The organism is Ralstonia sp. TCR112, assembly GCF_007997035.1.
In the GTDB taxonomy this organism is placed as follows: Bacteria; Pseudomonadota; Gammaproteobacteria; order Burkholderiales; family Burkholderiaceae; genus Ralstonia; species Ralstonia edaphi.
Window position 1 is genome coordinate 15,116 of sequence record NZ_VOSS01000074.1, and the last position, 17,670, is coordinate 32,785.

General features: G+C 63.7%; 19 protein-coding genes and 1 pseudogene. 5 read left to right on the forward strand and 15 right to left on the reverse strand.

Translation table 11 applies throughout. The features are described 5' to 3' along the window. Positions 1-17: 17 nt before the first annotated feature. From coxB to FUT88_RS16915, 3 genes are all read right to left on the reverse strand, one after another. Complete coding sequence (gene coxB, locus FUT88_RS16905; RefSeq protein ID WP_147216834.1) at positions 18-1,274, reverse strand: cytochrome c oxidase subunit II; 1,257 nt, start codon at positions 1,272-1,274, stop codon at positions 18-20. Positions 1,275-1,510: 236 nt separating this feature from the next. Continuing rightward, the gene (locus tag FUT88_RS26810) at positions 1,511-1,708 is read right to left on the reverse strand and encodes a hypothetical protein (RefSeq protein WP_261797198.1); all 198 of its coding nucleotides are present in this window, start codon (positions 1,706-1,708) and stop codon (positions 1,511-1,513) included. A gap of 194 nt (positions 1,709-1,902) precedes the next feature. Beyond that, on the reverse strand, positions 1,903-2,844 hold the full coding sequence (locus FUT88_RS16915) for a methyltransferase domain-containing protein (protein WP_147216836.1): 942 nt from the start codon (positions 2,842-2,844) through the stop codon (positions 1,903-1,905). A 108-nt stretch (positions 2,845-2,952) separates the two neighbouring features. Here FUT88_RS16915 and FUT88_RS16920 point away from each other — a divergent pair, with 108 nt between their 5' ends. Together FUT88_RS16920 and trmL are read left to right on the forward strand one after the other, a co-directional pair. Then, complete coding sequence (locus tag FUT88_RS16920) at positions 2,953-3,675, forward strand: ComF family protein (protein WP_147216838.1); 723 nt, start codon at positions 2,953-2,955, stop codon at positions 3,673-3,675. A gap of 110 nt (positions 3,676-3,785) precedes the next feature. Further along, positions 3,786-4,256, forward strand: a complete 471-nt coding sequence (gene trmL / locus FUT88_RS16925) for a tRNA (uridine(34)/cytosine(34)/5-carboxymethylaminomethyluridine(34)-2'-O)-methyltransferase TrmL (protein WP_027678350.1) — start codon at positions 3,786-3,788, stop codon at positions 4,254-4,256. Between the two features lie 29 nt (positions 4,257-4,285). Here trmL and FUT88_RS16930 read toward each other — a convergent pair whose 3' ends face one another. The 4 genes from FUT88_RS16930 to FUT88_RS16945 form a co-directional block, all read right to left on the reverse strand. Further along, positions 4,286-5,302, reverse strand: a complete 1,017-nt coding sequence (locus FUT88_RS16930) for an NAD(P)H-dependent glycerol-3-phosphate dehydrogenase (protein ID WP_147216840.1) — start codon at positions 5,300-5,302, stop codon at positions 4,286-4,288. A 110-nt stretch (positions 5,303-5,412) separates the two neighbouring features. Then, on the reverse strand, positions 5,413-5,931 hold the full coding sequence (secB, locus tag FUT88_RS16935; RefSeq protein WP_027678352.1) for a protein-export chaperone SecB: 519 nt from the start codon (positions 5,929-5,931) through the stop codon (positions 5,413-5,415). 172 nt (positions 5,932-6,103) lie between these two features. Beyond that, positions 6,104-6,361 carry a glutaredoxin 3 gene (gene grxC / locus FUT88_RS16940; protein ID WP_004633497.1) on the reverse strand — a complete coding sequence of 86 codons (258 nt, stop codon included), beginning with the start codon at positions 6,359-6,361 and terminating at the stop codon, positions 6,104-6,106. Between the two features lie 18 nt (positions 6,362-6,379). After that, the gene (locus FUT88_RS16945; RefSeq protein ID WP_147216842.1) at positions 6,380-6,802 is read right to left on the reverse strand and encodes a rhodanese-like domain-containing protein; all 423 of its coding nucleotides are present in this window, start codon (positions 6,800-6,802) and stop codon (positions 6,380-6,382) included. 176 nt (positions 6,803-6,978) lie between these two features. On the opposite strand from FUT88_RS16945, the gene gpmA reads away from it, so the two are divergent. From gpmA to FUT88_RS16960, 3 genes are all read left to right on the forward strand, one after another. Next, positions 6,979-7,725, forward strand: a complete 747-nt coding sequence (gene gpmA / locus FUT88_RS16950) for a 2,3-diphosphoglycerate-dependent phosphoglycerate mutase (protein ID WP_024542061.1) — start codon at positions 6,979-6,981, stop codon at positions 7,723-7,725. A gap of 118 nt (positions 7,726-7,843) precedes the next feature. Continuing rightward, positions 7,844-9,460: a S41 family peptidase gene (locus FUT88_RS16955; RefSeq protein WP_147216844.1), complete on the forward strand. Its 1,617-nt coding sequence runs from the start codon at positions 7,844-7,846 to the stop codon at positions 9,458-9,460. A gap of 69 nt (positions 9,461-9,529) precedes the next feature. Continuing rightward, positions 9,530-10,279 carry a HesA/MoeB/ThiF family protein gene (locus tag FUT88_RS16960; protein WP_147216846.1) on the forward strand — a complete coding sequence of 250 codons (750 nt, stop codon included), beginning with the start codon at positions 9,530-9,532 and terminating at the stop codon, positions 10,277-10,279. A 66-nt stretch (positions 10,280-10,345) separates the two neighbouring features. Here FUT88_RS16960 and bfr read toward each other — a convergent pair whose 3' ends face one another. The 8 genes and pseudogenes from bfr to FUT88_RS17000 all read right to left on the reverse strand — a co-directional run. Beyond that, positions 10,346-10,825 (reverse strand): bacterioferritin, encoded by a 480-nt coding sequence (bfr, locus tag FUT88_RS16965; RefSeq protein WP_004637092.1) that lies wholly within the window; start codon positions 10,823-10,825, stop codon positions 10,346-10,348. Between the two features lie 148 nt (positions 10,826-10,973). Next, on the reverse strand, positions 10,974-11,249 hold the full coding sequence (locus FUT88_RS16970; protein WP_147216848.1) for a bacterioferritin-associated ferredoxin: 276 nt from the start codon (positions 11,247-11,249) through the stop codon (positions 10,974-10,976). Positions 11,250-11,481: 232 nt separating this feature from the next. Further along, complete coding sequence (gene ptsP / locus FUT88_RS16975; RefSeq protein WP_147216850.1) at positions 11,482-13,233, reverse strand: phosphoenolpyruvate--protein phosphotransferase; 1,752 nt, start codon at positions 13,231-13,233, stop codon at positions 11,482-11,484. Positions 13,234-13,277: 44 nt separating this feature from the next. Beyond that, positions 13,278-13,547 (reverse strand): HPr family phosphocarrier protein, encoded by a 270-nt coding sequence (locus FUT88_RS16980; RefSeq protein ID WP_004637085.1) that lies wholly within the window; start codon positions 13,545-13,547, stop codon positions 13,278-13,280. After that, positions 13,516-13,971, reverse strand: a complete 456-nt coding sequence (locus FUT88_RS16985) for a PTS sugar transporter subunit IIA (RefSeq protein WP_027678360.1) — start codon at positions 13,969-13,971, stop codon at positions 13,516-13,518. The genes FUT88_RS16980 and FUT88_RS16985 overlap by 32 nt, the downstream gene beginning before the upstream one ends. Before the next feature lie 119 nt (positions 13,972-14,090). Then, positions 14,091-15,062 (reverse strand): glutathione synthase, encoded by a 972-nt coding sequence (gshB, locus tag FUT88_RS16990; protein WP_027678361.1) that lies wholly within the window; start codon positions 15,060-15,062, stop codon positions 14,091-14,093. Between the two features lie 31 nt (positions 15,063-15,093). Continuing rightward, positions 15,094-16,389 (reverse strand): glutamate--cysteine ligase, encoded by a 1,296-nt coding sequence (gene gshA, locus FUT88_RS16995; protein ID WP_147216852.1) that lies wholly within the window; start codon positions 16,387-16,389, stop codon positions 15,094-15,096. A 368-nt stretch (positions 16,390-16,757) separates the two neighbouring features. After that, positions 16,758-17,670, reverse strand: a pseudogene (locus FUT88_RS17000) (ammonia channel protein); the annotation flags it as partial.

Genomic DNA, 17,670 nt, shown 5'->3' on the forward strand with positions numbered 1-17,670 from the left:
GTCACGCAGACGATCAATCAGCCAGCGTTGCGGTCTTCGGCCGCATTCGCTTGTTTGGACGCCACCTTACCGGCGGATTCAGTTGCAGCAGTCTTGGCGGCCCCGCCTTCGGGCATCTTGCCGCCGCGCGCATCCTTCACTTGCGTCGGCTGCAGCAGGTCACCGGTATGGTTGCCCCAGTTGTTGCGCTCGTAAGTGACGACGGCAGCGATTTCGACATCGTTCAGTGCCGAAGCCCAGGGCGGCATCGCGCCCTTGCCGTGCAGCACGATGCCAACGTGGTCGGCCAGCGGGCCATTGGCGATCTTCGAGCCATCCAGCGCCGGGAACGGGCCACCGCCCTTGCCGTTCGGCTGGTGGCAGACCGCGCAGTTGGCGGTATAGACCTTCTCGCCGCGCGACTTCAGCTCGTCCAGCGTGTAGGTCTTGTTCGGGTCATCGGCCTTGGCGACCATTTCCTTCTTCTTGCCGTCGACCCACTTGGTGTAGTCATCCTGCGAGAGCACGCGCACAACGATCGGCATGAAGGCGTGTTCCTTGCCGCACAGTTCAGCGCACTGGCCGCGATAGACGCCCACCTTCTCTGCCTTGAACCATGCGTCGCGCACGAAGCCCGGAATCGCATCCTGCTTCACGCCAAACGCCGGGATCATCCACGAGTGGATCACGTCGTTGGCAGTGGTGACGATGCGCACCTTGCGGTTGACCGGCACGACCAGCTCGTTGTCGACTTCGATCAGGTACGTGGTGCTCTTGGGCGCCTGGTTGTTGATCTGGTCGCGGGGCGTGGTCAGCGTGGACAGGAACGAGATGCCCTCGCCTTCGCCCTTCAGGTAGTCGTAACCCCACTTCCACTGGTAGCCGGTGGCCTTGATGGTGAGGTCGGAATTGGTGGTGTCCTTCATGGCGACCACGGCCTTGGTAGCCGGCAGCGCCATCCCGATCACGATCAGGAACGGCACGATGGTCCAGATGATTTCAACCGTGGTGCTTTCGTGGAACGTCGCAGGCTTGTGGCCGACCGACTTACGGTGCTTGAAAATGGAGTAGAACATCACCCCGAAAACACCGATGAAGATCACGATACAGATGATCAGCATCATCCAGTGCAGCCAATGGATCTCGGCAGCGATCTTGGTGACCGGGGGCGCGAGATTGAGCTGCCGCACTGCGGGGCCGCCCGGCATGTCTTCCACTGCCAGGGCCGTTTGACTGAGGGCGAGGAGAGAGCCTGCCGCCAGCAAACTTGCCAATGTCTTATTCAACATTTTCATTTTTTATCTACCCAATTGACAGATTCCACTCTGCCCCGGTGCGCGGCTCATGAGACCTGGGTTGGTTGCCCGTGTCTCAAACACCGGGAAAGCTCGTCCACAAGCTTGCGCCGCCAGACGCTCACCTGCTGGACTGCGAGCGCGCCATCTTCTCCAGCCAGACGTGCCCGTAATCGGAGGCGTGGCGGGCATAGTACAGCAATGCCCATCCGAGAATCGCGACCTCCAGCCCCGCATCAGGCAGCACCAAACGCGCCTTGCCAAGCAGAAAACCAAGCGATGACGAACGGGGGAATGACGACCAAGGGAGTGAACCAGCCAATCTGGCGGGTTGAAAGCGAGCAGTTTCGCTTCATGAGCCAGTTCTCGCGCGGCGATTCCGAGATGGTGGAGGCGCCGCATGCTGGGTGGAACGCGGTTTCAATGTCGTGCATTGAACCACTCCTGCCTCGGATGCATACCCGAACGGTTCGCCCGTGGCAAAAACGGGATAGGCCTTTGGGGGACTGCTGCTGCGACAAACTGGCGCATTATATGGCCGCGATTGACCCCAAACAAGGCAAAGCGCCTTTATGCAAGTCCCGGCTTGACAAGGTGCAGTCAATGCCGTTGCCGCATTAAAAGCGCTTCAGGCGCGCGGTTTGCGACCGATCTGATCGATCGGGATCATCGCCCGTCCCTGGTCGTCCAGCGGCTGCCGCTGGGTCGGCGCAAGCTTCCAGGCATGGCCGTAAACGATTTCGAAGGTGAGCGGAATCACCCCGTCGGGATTGCGCTGCGCATCGAGTGCGTCGAATAGTCGCTGGCGCCAGCGGGGCGTGTGCAGGCCGGCGCCTGCGAGACTGCGGCCGGCGTCGTCCGTCAAGCCGGCCATGCCACCCAGCAAATGCACATCGGCCAGCAACGCCTGCGGCGTTTCGTAGGTGATCGTGATCTGCTCCATGTCCATGACGGGCGTGGACCAGCGGCTATGCACCAGCATGTCGCCAATGTCATGCATGTCGACAAAGCGCAGCGTATGGATGCCCGCGTCGATGCCGGCCAGGGCGCTGCGCAGCTCGCGCAAGGTGTCGGGGCCGAACAGGCTGAACATCAGCAGACCACCTTCCGTGGTGATGCGGTGCCATTCGGGAAAGATCGCGTGCGGCGCCGGGTCCCAGTGCAGCGCCAGGTTCGACCACAGCAGGTCGAACGACGCGCCGGCAAAGGGCAGCGCTCGGAAATCCGCCTGGGCGAAATCAAAGACCGGGCGCTTCTTCAGCAGCCTGCCGAGCCACCCGGCGTCGGTGCGTTGCGGATCGAGTTTCTGGGCTTGCGCCAGCATGGCGGACGACCAGTCCACCCCGCAGATCTGCGCATCCGGATATTGCGCGCGCAGCACCGCCAAGCCTTGTCCCAGGCCGCAACCCAGGTCCAGCGCGCGGGCAGGCGTGGCCTTGATGTAGGACAGCCGGTCCTGCATGCGACTGCCCACTTCGCGCAGCAAAAAATCCACGTCGGCGAAACGCGCGGCGCGGCGATCGAAGGCGCGCCGCAAGGCGGCAGGGCGAGCAAGGACGGGATCGGACATCGACAAGGCGGGGCGGGACACTGCGGTCGCCAAGTATACCGGCCCGCAGTTTGAGGCGCCGTCTGATAGCGCAGAAGCCGCAAATCGGCTTGGATAGCGGCTTTTTGCATGCACAAACACACGTTATCGGCATGGTTTCGGGCCGGACTGCGCCATTTGCTGCCGTGCGCCTGCGCGCTTTGCGGCGCGGTTCAGGGCGACTTGGTCTGCAACGGTTGCACGGGCGACCTGGCGCCGCATCTGCACAGGCGGCGCTGCATCCAATGCGCCATTGCACTGGACGCCCCGCACGTCGCCCGGCATTGCCGCGCGTGTTCGGCCGGCGCGCCCGACTTTGATGCGACCGTCGTCATTGCCGACTACGCCTGGCCGCTCGATCACCTTGTCACCGGATTGAAATTTCGGGCGCAATTGCCATTGGCGGATTGGCTGGCAGACCAACTGGGTCACGCCCTGGCAGCGGCGCCGGGCGACTTGCCCGACGTGCTGCTGCCAGTGCCGCTGTCACCCGCCCGCCTGCGCTCGCGCGGCTACAACCAGGCGTGGGAGGTTGCCCGCAGGATCGCCTGCCGATTGGACATTCCCGCCCACGCCGGCGCCCTGCATCGTGTGCGCGATAACGTTGCGCAGGCCACGCTGGATCGGGCCGAGCGGCTGGCCAACCTCCACGGCGCATTTGTCGTTGCCAAGCCGGCGCGCATCGCGGGGCGTCACATCGGCGTGGTCGATGATGTGATGACCACCGGCACGACCCTCGGCGAGATCGCCACACAACTCAAACGCGCCGGCGCCACCCGCGTCACCAACGTGGTCGCCTTGCGCACGCCTTGATCACGTGCTTATGCGACATTGTGTCGCGCCAACTGTGCCAAGCTGTGGCGGGGTGACAACCCTTCCCAATGTGGATAAGCTCGCCGCCGAATTCCTCCTGCCGCCCGGTCATGTTCAACGTCGTCCTTGTCGAACCCGAAATCCCGCCCAATACCGGCAATGTGATCCGCCTGTGCGCCAACACGGGCGCGCAACTGCATCTGATTGAACCGTTGGGTTTTCCGCTCGAAGATGCCCGCATGCGCCGCGCCGGCCTCGATTACCACGAGTACGCGACGATGCGCGTGCATGCCGATTGGGACGCCTTTCTGCGCGATGCGCAGCCCGATCCCGCGCGCATGTTCGCGCTCACCACGCGCGGCTCGACGCCGTTTGCCAGCATGGCGTTCCAGCCGGGCGACTGGTTCGTGTTCGGTTCGGAAACGCGCGGGTTGTCGGAAGAGCGGCGCGAATGGTTTCCCGCTTCGCAGCGGATTCGCCTGCCGATGCGGCCGGACAACCGCAGCCTGAATCTATCGAACACGGTGGCGGTGGTGGTGTTCGAAGCGTGGCGGCAGAACGGCTTCGCGGGCGGCGCCTGATCCAGACGCGCGGGCCGATTGCGGCGTGGCTAGCGCGCCGATTCGGATTTGGCGTCGCGCTGCAGCAGACGCTCGACCGCTTTCGCAGCAGCAAGCCCTTCGAACAGGACTTCGCAGACGGTAAAGGTAATCGGCATATCCACGCCCTTGGCGCGCGCAAGCGCCGCCACCGCCCGCGCGCAACGCACGCCCTCTGCAACGTGACCCAGGCTGTGAAGGATGTCGTCCAGCGTGCGGCCCTGCGCGAGCTGCATCCCGACCGTGCGGTTGCGTGACAGGTCGCCGGTGGCAGTCAGCAGCAGGTCGCCCATGCCGGTCAGCCCCATGAAGGTTTCGGGTCGACCGCCGAGCGCCAAGCCCAGGCGCGTCATCTCGGCCAGCCCGCGCGTCACCAGTGCGGCGCGCGCGTTCAGCCCCAGGCCGAGGCCATCGGCGGCGCCTGTCGCGATGGCCAGAACGTTCTTGACGGCACCACCCACTTCCACGCCGACGAGGTCATCGCTGGCGTACACGCGCATCGCGTGATGGTGAAAGCCGCGCTGCGTGAGCTTGCATAGCGCCTCGCTGGTCGAGGCGACCGTCATGGCGCACGGCAGCCCCTGCGCGACTTCCTTGGCGAAGCTCGGCCCCGACAGAACACCGACAGCGAGGTCGGTACGGCCCGACGCCTTCAGCACATCGGCGACGATGGCGTGCGGCAATGCGCTGGTCTCAGGGTCGAAACCCTTGCATAGCCAGATCACGTTGCGCACGCCGCCGTGTGCCGCAATCGTGCGGGTCAGGTCGGCGAGCCCGGCAACGGGTGAAGCGATGACGGCAAGCGCATCATCGCCCGCCGCATGGTCGAGCGCGGCTTGCAAATCAGCAGAAAAACGCAACGATGCCTGCAGCGTCATGCCTGGCAAATACGGCGCGTTGATGTGCGTGGCGGCCATCTGCGTGACGAGGTTCGCGTCACGCCCCCACAGCACGACGTCGTGCGATTGCGCGGCGTGGCTGGCCAGGGCAGTGCCCCAGGCACCGGCACCCAAAACGGAAATTCGCATGCGCGTGTTCAACATCGGTCAGGCAAAGGTCTAGCAGCAGGTCGGGCAAAAAAAAAAAGCCCGCGCAAGCGTGCGGCTGGCGCGGGCCTTTGGCGCAGTGCGCCTCGTACTTAGTGCGTGGCCTGCGAGCCGTCCGGCATCACCAGACCAGCGCCGCCGGCTTGGCCTTGCTGCTCCATGGCAGCGGCCAGGCGTTGTTCGTACAGCGCCTGGAAGTTGATCTCGGCCAGGTGGATCGGCTGGAAGCCGGCACGGCCGATGGTGTCGGCAATGTTCGAGCGCAGGTACGGGTACACGATGGTCGGGCAGGCGATGCCCAGCAGCGGGTCCATCTGTTCGGCCGGCACGTTGCGGATATCGAAGATGCCCGCTTGCTTGGCTTCCACCAGGAACGCGACCTTCTCTTGCACCTTGGTCGTCACGGTACCGATGACGGTCACTTCAAACACGCCTTCGGCCAGCTGCGAAGCGGCCACGTCGACCTGCACTTCGACGGACGGCTGTTCCTGCTCGAGGAAGATGTGCGGCGAGTTCGGTTGTTCCAGCGACAGGTCCTTCAGATAGACGCGCTGGATGTTGAAGAACGGCTGGCCATCCTGGCCCGGTTGCTGCTGTTGCTGGTCGCTCATGACTCGCCTTCAAATGGAATGTGGTCAGTGCTTGGCGGAAGCGTCCGCCGCGCAAGACGCGTATGGTACATGACCCAATGGTGCCCGCTATGAGCGCCGGACCAAAAGTACAACGCCCGGGCTGAGCCGGGCGTTTTCGTGCGGTGCGCAGGCGCGAGACAGAGCCGCCGGATCACGCAGCCAGCAACGGAACCAAGCCACCTTCGCGGTCGAGCGCAGACAGATCGTCGAAGCCGCCGATGTGGCGCTCGTCGATATAAATCTGCGGGACCGTGCGGCGGTTCGTGCGCGTCATCATCTCTTCGCGCTTGCCGGGTTCGCGATCGATCAGGATCTTCTCGATCTGCTCGACACCGCGCTGCTTCAGGAGTCGTTCCGCTGCCACGCAATAGGGGCAGACGGTGGTGCTGTACATGACCACGTGCGCCATAACTTCAACCTCGTTTCTTTATTTCACAACCGGAAGGCCGGCTTGTTGCCAGGCGGCCAATCCGCCCTCGAGCGAATACACCTCACTGTAACCGGCCTGCTTCAGGACTGCTTGGGCCCGCCCAGCGCGCTGGCCGGTCTGGCATACGAGGATGATGGGGGTCTCTTTGTTCTTTGCAAGCCCGGACGCCTTGCCTTCCAGCTCCCCGAGCGGCGCATGCTTGGCTTGCGGAAGATGGCCGGAGGCGTACTCTCCGCTTTCGCGCACATCCACCACCACGGCATTGCGGCGATTGATGAGCTGGGTGGCCGCCGAGGCACTCACCTTGGCGCCACCACCGCCCGCGATGCGGCGCTGGATGGGCGCCCAGAGCAGCAGCAGGCCCGAAACGATGGCGACGGCAAGCAGTGCGAGGTTGTTGTAATCGGCGAAGAACTTCACGGTATCGGTTTCCTGGGATGGTCGGGCAAGTCTAGTGGCAAGCATCAGCCGAACGATTCGGCGGCCCAATGCCCGCGGCATTATAAAATAGTCGGTTTCCGCGGCTGCACGATGACGTACGACGCGTCCACGCCGCCAGCCGCCCGCAGGTTTTCTCACTTCTCATCATGGCAGTCATGCACAAGCTCGTCCTCATCCGCCACGGCGAATCGACGTGGAATCTGGAGAACCGTTTCACCGGCTGGGTCGACGTCGACCTGACCGACACGGGCGTCGCCCAGGCCCGCCAAGGCGGCAAACTGCTGCGCGAAGCCGGCTTCACGTTCGATCTGGCCTACACCTCGGTGCTCAAGCGCGCGATCCGCACGCTGTGGCATGTGCAGGATGAAATGGACCTGATGTGGATCCCGACCCGCAACGAATGGCGCCTGAACGAGCGTCACTACGGCGCGCTGTCGGGCCTGAACAAGGCCGAAACCGCCGCGCAGTATGGCGACGAGCAAGTCCTCGTCTGGCGCCGCAGCTACGACACGCCGCCGCCCGCGCTCGAACCCGGGGCCGACAACGACGCCTTCGGCAACCCGCGTTATGCGGGCCTCACGCGCGAGCAAGTGCCCCTGACCGAATGCCTGAAGGACACCGTCGCACGCGTGATGCCGCTGTGGGAAGAATCGATTGCACCGGCCATCAAGAGCGGCAAGCGCGTGGTGATCGCTGCGCACGGCAACAGCATCCGCGCGCTGGTGAAGTACCTGGACGGCATTTCCGACGCGGACATCGTCGGTCTGAACATTCCCAACGGCACGCCGCTTGTGTATGAGCTGGACGCCAACCTCAAGCCGATCCGCCATTACTACCTGGGCGATCAGGAAGCGATTGCCGCGTCGCTCGCGGCGGTGGCCAGCCAAGGCAAGTCGAAATAAACCGTAACGGGCGCTGCGGCACTCCAACGCCTTTATACTGTCGAAGCCTGTAGCCCGGGATGTGCGCGAGCCGTCCCGGGCCATGTTTATCTACTGTTCCCACGTCCACGCTCGACACATGCGAACTTCGCTCAAGAACATCAGCTTGATCGCCATCGGCCTCGTCACCGGGGTGCTGGCGACGCTCCAGCTCTCCGCCACCGCGCAAAACGCGACGGTCGGGCCGCTTCCGCTGGAGAAACTCAGGCTCATGGCGGACATCTTTGGCCAGATCAAGCGCGAGTATGTCGAGCCGGTGGACGACGACAAGCTGCTGACCGAAGCCATCAAGGGCATGGTCGCCAGCCTCGATCCGCATTCGGCCTACCTGGACAAGAAAGACTTCCAGGAGCTGCAGGAAGGGACCCAGGGCCGCTTCGCCGGTCTGGGCATCGAGATCTCGCAGGAAGAGGGCCTGGTCAAGGTCATCAACCCGATCGAAGACACCCCCGCCTTCCGCGCGGGCGTGCAGCCGGGCGACCTGATTACCCGCATCGACGACAAACCCGTGCGCGGCATGCCGCTCGAGCAAGCCGTCAAGCGCATGCGCGGCGCGCCGGGCACCAAGGTCACGCTCACGATCTATCGCAAGAAGGAAGAGCGCACGTTCCCGCTGACCATCACCCGCGCCGAGATCCAGGTGCAGTCGGTCAAGGCCAAGATGCTGGACAACGGCATCGCCTGGGTGCGCATTACGAGCTTCCAGGAACGCACCGTGCCGGACCTGGCCAAGAAGCTCAATGACCTGGCCAAGCAGGACGCCCACCTCAAGGGCCTGATTCTGGATCTGCGCAACAACGGCGGCGGCGTGCTGCAGGCGGCGGTTGGCGTGTCGGCTGCCTTCCTGCCGCCGGACGTGACAGTGGTGTCGACCAACGGCCAAGTGCCGGATGCCAAGCGCACGTACAAGGCGACCTTCGCCAACTACCGCTTGAGCAACTTCGATTCCGATCCGCTGGCGGGCCTGGACCCCGAATTCAAGACCGTGCCGATCATCGTGCTGACCAACGCCTACACGGCTTCGGCGTCGGAGATCGTGGCTGGCGCCCTGCAGGATCACCACCGCGCCAAAACGATGGGCAAGACGACCTTCGGCAAGGGTTCGGTGCAGACGGTGCGTCCGCTGTCGAACGACACCGGCATCAAGCTGACCATCGCGTACTACTACACGCCGTCGGGCAAGTCGATCCAGGCCAAGGGCATCCGCCCGGATATTCCGGTTGACCAGAACCCGGACGGCGACCCGGACGATGCACTGATCACGCGCGAAATCGACACCGAACGCCACCTGCACAACAAGCAGGAATCGGAAGAAGCCGAGATGACCGAGCGCGAAAAGCGCCGCGTTGAAGAGCTGCGTCGCCTGGAAGAAGAAAACGCGAAGAAGACGCCCGAGCAGCGCGAGAAGGAACGCAACAAGAAGCCGATCGAGTTCGGTTCGGCCGAAGACTTCATGCTGCAACAGGCCATCGCCGACCTGAAGGGTCAGCCGGTCAAGCGCTCGAAGTCGGTGTTGGAAGCCGCGGCGGCCGCGGTACCGGACAAGGCGGTGAAGTCGCCGGCGGCCAAGGAATCGAGCGCCCCGGCCAAGCTGCCCAAGGGCAAGGCCGCGCCGGCTTCCGAACCGGCCGCACCGAAGCCCAATGTTCCTGCGAGCGGCGTGCAGCCTGCGCCGGAACCGACCGGCGCCCGTTAAGACACCTGCCGGCAAACGCTGGCAAACTTACGAGGCCGTGCACTGCACGGCCTTTTTCATTGCCCCGCCATGAACGACGATCAACTGCTGCGCTACTCACGCCATATCCTGCTCGACGAAATCGGCATCGAAGGGCAAACGCGCCTGCTTGAGAGCCATGTACTCGTCATCGGTGCGGGCGGGCTTGGCGCCGCGGCCCTGCCCTATCTGGCTGCGGCCGGCGTGGGCACGCTCACCATCGTCGACGACGACACGGTGGACTTGACGAATCTACAGCGCCAGATCATCCACACAACGGAATCGGTCGGACAACCGAAGGTGGCATCCGCACAAGCGGCCATCGCTCGGCTGAATCCGGGCGTGCGCGTGCACGCCTTGCAGCGCCGGCTCGATGCGGATGCGATCGGCGCGCTGCTTCAAGGCGTAAGCGTAGTGCTGGACTGCTCCGATAACTTCAGCACGCGCCAGGCCACCAACCTTGCCAGCGTGCGGGCTGGGGTGCCGCTGGTGTCGGGCGCCGCCATCCGTTTTGACGGGCAGATCAGCGTATTTGACAGCCGCGCCGGCGGCCCCTGCTACGCATGTCTGTTCCCGCCTGACGAGCCCGCACCCGACGTCGCGTGCGCAACGATGGGCGTGTTCTCGCCGCTGGTAGGCATGGTGGGTACGGTACAGGCTGCCGAGGCGCTGAAGCTGATCGCGCGCGTCGGCCAGTCGCTTGTTGGTCGCCTGCTGATGCTCGATGGCCTATCGATGGAATGGACGACGATGCGCATCGCGCGCCAGCCGTCATGCCCCGTCTGTGGCGGCGGGCGCTGAGACGGCCGAACACGCACAACAAAAAAGGAGGCCGCGGCCTCCTCCTTTTTTACCGCCTGACGAGACTTACTCGCCCTCGGGCTCCATCTGCGATTGCAGGTAATTCTGGATGCCCACCTTGTCGATCAGCTCAAGCTGCGTTTCCAGCCAGTCGATGTGCTCTTCGGTGTCGTCCAGGATGTCGACCAGAATTTCGCGGCTGACGTAGTCCTTGACCGACTCGCAGTAAGCGATGCCCTCGACCACGGTGCCGTGTGCGGCGCGTTCCAGTTTCAGGTCGCACTCGATGATCTCTTTCGTGTCCTGGCCGATGAAGATCTTGCCGAGGTCCTGCAGGTTGGGCAGGCCGTCAAGCATCAGGATGCGCTCGATCAGGCGATCGGCATGCTTCATTTCGCCGATCGACTCCTTGTATTCGTGGTCGCCAATGCGCTTGAGCCCCCAGTGGCCGTACATGCGCGCGTGGAGGAAATACTGGTTGATGGCGGTCAGCTCGTTCTTGAGCTGGGCGTTCAGATATTGGATGACCTTCTTATCGCCTTTCATTCTTGGGGCTCCAGCAAAGTGCAACTGCGGTGATGGACGCGCGCACGCGTCCTTTCAAGACGAGCCCAGTACCTGACCAGAAAGCAACAAATGCCGCCGAGGCTCAGCGCCTGGGCGGCAATTCGCGGCGACACGAAAAAGGGGGAAATCAGGCTGCCAATGCACCGGCCGCGATGGCCTGATCATTGGCGACGGGCTCGTCGCGACGCTCGATTATGGCATGCGTGCTGGCACGGCCCAAGATTTGATCGACGGGGACACAGCTCACCGCTTCGGCGAGCACCTGCTTGGCGCAGTCCCGACATTGTCCGCAGCACGTGCCCACGCCGAGCGTTTCGGCGAGTTCGTCCATCGTCGACACGCCCAGACGGGCGGCGCCATGGATTTCGCGGTCGGTCACTTGGTTGCAGATGCAGACGTACACGGGATTCCTCCGCAGCGCTCAAAACGCGCGCTGTTAAACCAGAATAACAGAGAATGGGAATGAGAACAATTCTTGTTCGACCCCATTCCAGTCGGAGGGTCATGCAGGTGCACGGGAGCCGCCTTTCTCAGGAAAGACGTGAAATTTCAATCACTTGTAGAGGAACCGCGCCTAGGGAGGGCGATGCGCCGGTGCGACACTTGAAGCGACCGACGCTTCCGAGACGCGTGGATCAGGCCCGCGCCAGCGCGCCGAGCGCCTGTTCGATTTCCGCCGGTTCGCAGGCATGCAGCAGGCGCTCCGCCTCCCGCATCAGACGGGGACGGTCCGCGCGCAGAATCTGCTGTTTGACGCTCAGCAACTGGGACGGATGCATCGAGAATTCGGTGAGTCCCATGCCGAGCAGCAGACGTGTCATCGAGGCGTCACCTGCCATCTCCCCGCACACCGAGACTGGTTTGCCGGCCTGATGCGCCTCACGGATGGTGCGTGCGATCAATTGCAGCACCGCCGGATGCAGCGGGTCGTACAGATGGGCGACCGCGTTGTCGGCGCGGTCGATGGCGAGCGTGTATTGGATCAGGTCGTTCGTGCCGATCGAGAGAAAATCCATGCGGCGCAGGAACACCGGCAGGATCAGCACGGCGGCCGGAATCTCGATCATGGCGCCGACTTTGATGCCGGGATCATAGGCCAGGCCGTCGGCGTCGAGCGAAGCCTTGGCGCGCGCCAGCAATTCCAGCGTCTGGTCGATCTCGCGGGCGTGCGCCAACATCGGCACGAGAATCTTGATCGGCCCAAATGCCGACGCCCGCAGCAGCGCACGCAACTGCGTCAGGAACATCGCCGGTTCCGACAGCGACCAGCGGATCGCACGCAAACCCAGCGCCGGATTGGGCGCGGTCTCGAACACGTCGTCGCGGATGTCCAGCGGCTTGTCGGCACCAATGTCGATGGTGCGGATGGTGACGGGCAGGCCCATCATCGACTCAACGGCAGTGCGGTAGGCGCGGAACTGCTCTTCCTCGTCGGGCAGCGCGCCACGACGGTTCATGAAGAGGAATTCGGAGCGGAACAGGCCCACGCCCACGGCGCCGGCTTTGACGGCAGCGGCCGCGTCTTCCGGCATTTCGATGTTTGCCTGAAGGTCGATCTGCGTACCGTCGAGCGTGACGGTGGGCGTATGGCGCAGGCGCTCGAGGCGCTTCTTCTGCAGCTCGCCTTCGCTGCGGCGATGGCGGTATTCCTCGAGGATGGATGTGTTCGGATCGACAATGACGATGCCGTTGTCGCCGTCGATGACGACGATGTCGTCCTGACGAATCAGCGTGCTCGCGTTGTGTACGCCCACGGCGGCCGGAATGTCGAGGCTGCGCGCCACGATGGCGGTATGCGAGGTGCGACCGCCGAGATCGGTCACGAAGCCGGCGAAGGTCTGACCGCGGAACTGCAGCATGTCGGCCGGCGCAATATCGTGCGCGACGACGATCATGCCGGCGTCCGGATCGCAGCCGACCGCCACCGGCGCGGGCGCCAGCGCGGGCGCACCGGCGAGCACTTTCAGAATGCGTTCTACCACCTGCTCGATATCGGCCTTGCGCTCGCGCAGGTATTCGTCTTCGATTTCGCCGAACTGGCGGATCAGTTCTTCAAGCTGCGTTGTGAGCGCCCACTCTGCGTTGTAGCGTCGCTGGCGAATCAGCGTCTCGGGCACCTGCGAGAGCAACGCGTCGTCCAGAATCATCGCGTGCACATCGAGGAAGGCGCCCATCTCTTCGGGCACGTCGGTAGGCAGGTCACGCTTGAGTGCGGCCAGTTCGGCACGCACGGTGGCGCGGGCATTGCGCAGGCGCTCGACCTCGGCGTCGAGCTTGTCTTCATCGACGAGGTAATGCGACACATCGAGCGCCGCACGCGCCAGCATGTGGGCGCGGCCGATGGAGATGCCGCGCGAGACCGGAATACCGTGCAGGGTAAAAGGCATAGACGCTGGCCGGAGCGGCGTTGAAGTGAAGTGTGTCGAGCGGGTTATTCGCCTTCGCCGAAGCGATCGTTGATGAGCGCGACGAGACCATCCATGGCGTCGTGCTCGTCGGGCCCGTCGATCTCCAGCGTGACGGTGGAGCCGATGCCCGCAGCCAACATCATCACGCCCATGATGCTCTTGGCGTCGACCTGACGGCCGTTGCGCGACATCTTGATCTGGCTGTCGAACTTGCTGGCGAGCTGCGTGAGTTTGGCGGAGGCGCGGGCATGCAGCCCGAGCTTATTGATGATGGTGATATCCCTCTGCAGCATATTTGTCCGGATGGTTGGCAACCTGGTTCTGAACGGCTGTCGAGCCGACCTGCAGTACGCCTTGCGCGCCGCCGGCCAGGGCCTTGGCGGCAAGTTGTTCGAGTTTTTCGGAGCGATAGCAGATGGCGCGCACGAGCATCGGCAGGTTCACGCCGGCCAGCACGCGCACGCGGCCCGGATCGGCCAGGCGCGAGGCGATATTGGCGGGCGTCGCCCCGAAGATGTCGGTCAGCACCAGTGCGCCGTTGGCTTCAATGAGTTCGGCGAGCTTGTCGCGCGCCTGGGCCAGCACGGCGGCCGGCTCGGCATCAGGCAGGACATCGATTGCGCCCAGCCGTTCGGGCTGACCGCAATAGACGTGTGCAGCGCAATCGCGCAGTGCGCTGGCCAGCGGCGCATGAGCGATGATGAGAATCCCTGCCATGATCGAAAAGCGAATCGGTGTAGCGCCGATTGTATCAGGGCCATTTGGCGCAATTGTGCAGCCGCGCGCCGGATCTCCCCCTTGTGGAGGACCCTCGGCGGAGGGGCCACGCCGCCCTTTTAGGCGGGCTTGCGTCCCAGCCCGCTTGTCTTGCCTGCGGCGCGCTCCAGCGCGTCGATGAACATCCCAGCCACGTTAAAGCCCGTCTGCTGCGTGATTTCCTGGAAGCACGTCGGACTCGTAACGTTGACCTCGGTGAGGTAATCCCCAATGACATCCAGGCCGACGAGCAGCAGACCGCGTTGCCACAGCACCGGCGCAAGTGCATGTGCAATCACATGGTCGCGCTCGGACAGCGGCTGCGCCTTGCCCGTACCACCGGCAGCCAGATTGCCCCGGACCTCACCGGCCATCGGCACGCGCGCCAGCGAATGCGGCACCGGCGAACCGCCGATGAGCAGGATGCGTTTGTCGCCTTCACGGATGGCAGGGATGTACTGCTGAGCCATGATCGTGCGGGCGCCGTTGTCGGTCAGCGACTCGATCACTGCTCCGAGATTCATGCCGTCCGGGCCCACGCGGAAGATACCGGCGCCGCCCATGCCGTCGAGCGGCTTGAAGATGACGTCGCCTTGCTCGGCGTGGAATTCACGCAGGCGCTTGGCATCGCGCGACACGATGGTCGGCACGGTGAACTCGCGGAACTGCGCGATGGCGAGCTTCTCCGAATGGTCGCGAATCGCCTGCGGCTTGTTGAAGACCCGCGCGCCCTGGCGCTCGGCGATCTCCAGCAGCCACGTGCTGGTGACGTACTCCATGTCGAACGGCGGGTCCTTGCGCATGAGCACCGCGTCAAAGCCCGTCAGCGGCAGCAGGCGCGCATCGCCGGCGCGATACCAGTCGTGCTCATCGCCGGTCAGGGCGATCGGCGTGGCAACCGTTTCGACCACGTTGTTCGCCAGCGTGAGCTGTGACTGCAGGCACGTGTAGATGGCATAGCCGCGCGCCGCCGCCTCGCGCATCATCGCGAAGGTGGAATCCTTGTAGGTCTTGAACGTCGACAGCGGATCGACGATGAACAGGATGCGCATGGCGGTTCCTTCTACAGCGTTTTATGGCCGATCAGATCAGCGGGTTCGGGTCGGTCTTCTCAAGCTCGAGCGACGCAGCCAACAGCGCCAGGCGCGCCACCACGCCGTACATGTAGAAGCGGTTCGGCTCGCCCGCGCCGGGCTTGGCATGGCTGTCCGGCAGGGAATTCGACGCAAACGGCAGCGGCACGAAATGCATGCCCGGCGCATTCAGATTCTCGTCCACGCCGCGGCCCGTGTGAACCCGGTAGAAACCGCCAACCACATAGCGGTCGATCATGTACACGACGGGCTCGGCGACTGCTTCGTTGATCTTCTCGAAGGTGTGCACGCCTTCCTGCACGATCACTTCGGAGACCTCCAGGCCCTCCTTGACCACGCTCATCTTGTTGCGCTCCTTCCGGTTGAGGCCCTTGACCTCGGAAGGATCGCGCACGGTCATCACGCCCATGCCATAGGTGCCGGCGTCGGCCTTGACCACCACGTACGGCGTCTCGGTCACGCCGTACTCCTTGTACTTCTTGGCGGTTTTCTTCAGCACCGTCTCCACCGCATGGGCGAGTTCTTCCTCGCCGGCGCGCTCATGGAAGTCCAGTCCACTGCACTTGGTGAAGTACGGGTTGACCATCCACGGGTCAATGTCGATCAGCTTGGCGAACTTCTTGGCCACTTCGTCGTAAGCAGCAAAGTGGTTGGTCTTGCGACGCTGCGACCAGCCAGCGTGCAGCGGGGGCAGCAGATATTGTTCGTTGAGGTTCTCGAGGATGGGCGGCACGCCGGCTGACAGATCGTTGTTCAGCAGGATCGAGCAAGGGTCGAAGTCTTCCATGCCCAGGCGACGGCCCTTGGTGCCGATGCGCTTGATAGGCTCGACGACCAGGCGCTGCCCATCCGGCAAATCGATCGGCGTCGGCTCGGTGATGTCCTCGGAGAGCGACCCCAGGCGCACATTCAAGCCGGCTTGACGCATGATCTGCGACAGGCGCGCGACGTTCTGCAGATAGAACATGTTGCGCGTGTGGCGCTCGGGGATCAGCAGGAGGTTCTTGGCGTCCGGGCAGATCTTCTCGATCGCGGCCATGGCGGCCTGGACGGCCAGGGGCAGCATCTCGGGCGCTAGGTTGTTGAAGCCGCCCGGAAACAGGTTCGTGTCGACAGGCGCCAGCTTGAAGCCGGCGTTGCGCAAATCGACGGAACAGTAGAACGGCGGCGTGTGTTCCTGCCACTCCAGGCGGAACCAGCGTTCGATGGCGGGCGTGGCGTCAAGAATCTTCTGCTCGAGCTCCAGCAGCGGCCCGTTCAGCGCGGTGATCAAGTGCGGAACCATACCCTTCCTATTGATGTTATTTATCGCCCACTCCGATTGTAGAGGAACAGGCAATAGCTTGCAGACGACAGCGGGCTATCGATATGCGGTCAGGAAGGAAGATTCGCAAGAGGCGTAGTGCGGCAGTGCAGCAGGCCACACAAAAAAAGCGGGCAAAAAAAAAGCGCGGGGCTGCCGCGCTTGGGGAATAGCCTGACAGATACGGGGAGCGTTCTGCAGGTGGAGGAAACCACGTCTGCAATGTAAGCGCCCGCATAACGAGAGGCAATTGAAGGTTTTTTACATCGGACTTAAGGGCGTCCGGCTCAGGGGCGGTGAAACAAAAAACCCGGCGCACAGCCGGGTCTTTTGCAAGATGGTGCAGACGATCAGTCTTCGTAGGCGGTTTCGCCGTGGGACGTGATGTCCAGGCCTTCGCGCTCCTCTTCTTCCGGCACGCGCAGGCCAACAATGGCATCGACGATCTTGTAAGAGATGAACGCCACGACTGCGGACCAGATCACCGTGGTCGCCACGCCCTGGAACTGAATCCACAGCTGGCCGCCGATCGAGTAGTCATCGGCCACCTTGTTGGCGACATAGTCGTAGATGCCCGTGCCGCCCAGGCTCGGTGCCGCGAACACGCCGGTCAGCAGCGCGCCGAGGATACCGCCCACGCCGTGCACACCGAAGACGTCAAGCGTGTCGTCCATGCCCAGCATGCGCTTGAGGCCATTCACGCCCCACAGGCACAGCAGGCCGGCGATGATGCCGAGCGCGATCGAACCCATCGGGCCGACAAAGCCGGCAGCCGGGGTGATGGCGACCAGGCCAGCCACCGCGCCCGATGCAGCACCCAGCATCGACGGCTTGCTCTTGCCGAACCACTCGCCGAAGCTCCACGACAGCACGGCAGCGGCGGTGGCCAGCAACGTGTTGACGAAGGCCAGCGCGGCGCTGCCGTTGGCTTCCAGGGCCGAACCGGCGTTGAAACCGAACCAGCCGAACCACAGCAGCGAGGCACCGACCATCGTCAGCGTCAGGCTGTGCGGCTTGAGCGCCTCACGACCAAAGCCGATGCGCTTACCGAACAGGAATGCACCCACCAGACCGGCCACAGCGGCGTTGATGTGCACGACGGTGCCGCCCGCAAAGTCCAGCGCGCCCTTCTGGAACAGCCAGCCCGACTTGGCAGTCATTGCTTCAGCAGCCTTTGCATCCGTGAAACCATCCGGACCCGGCCAGAACCAGACCATGTGCGCGATCGGCAGGTAGCTGAAGGTGAACCACAGCACCACGAAC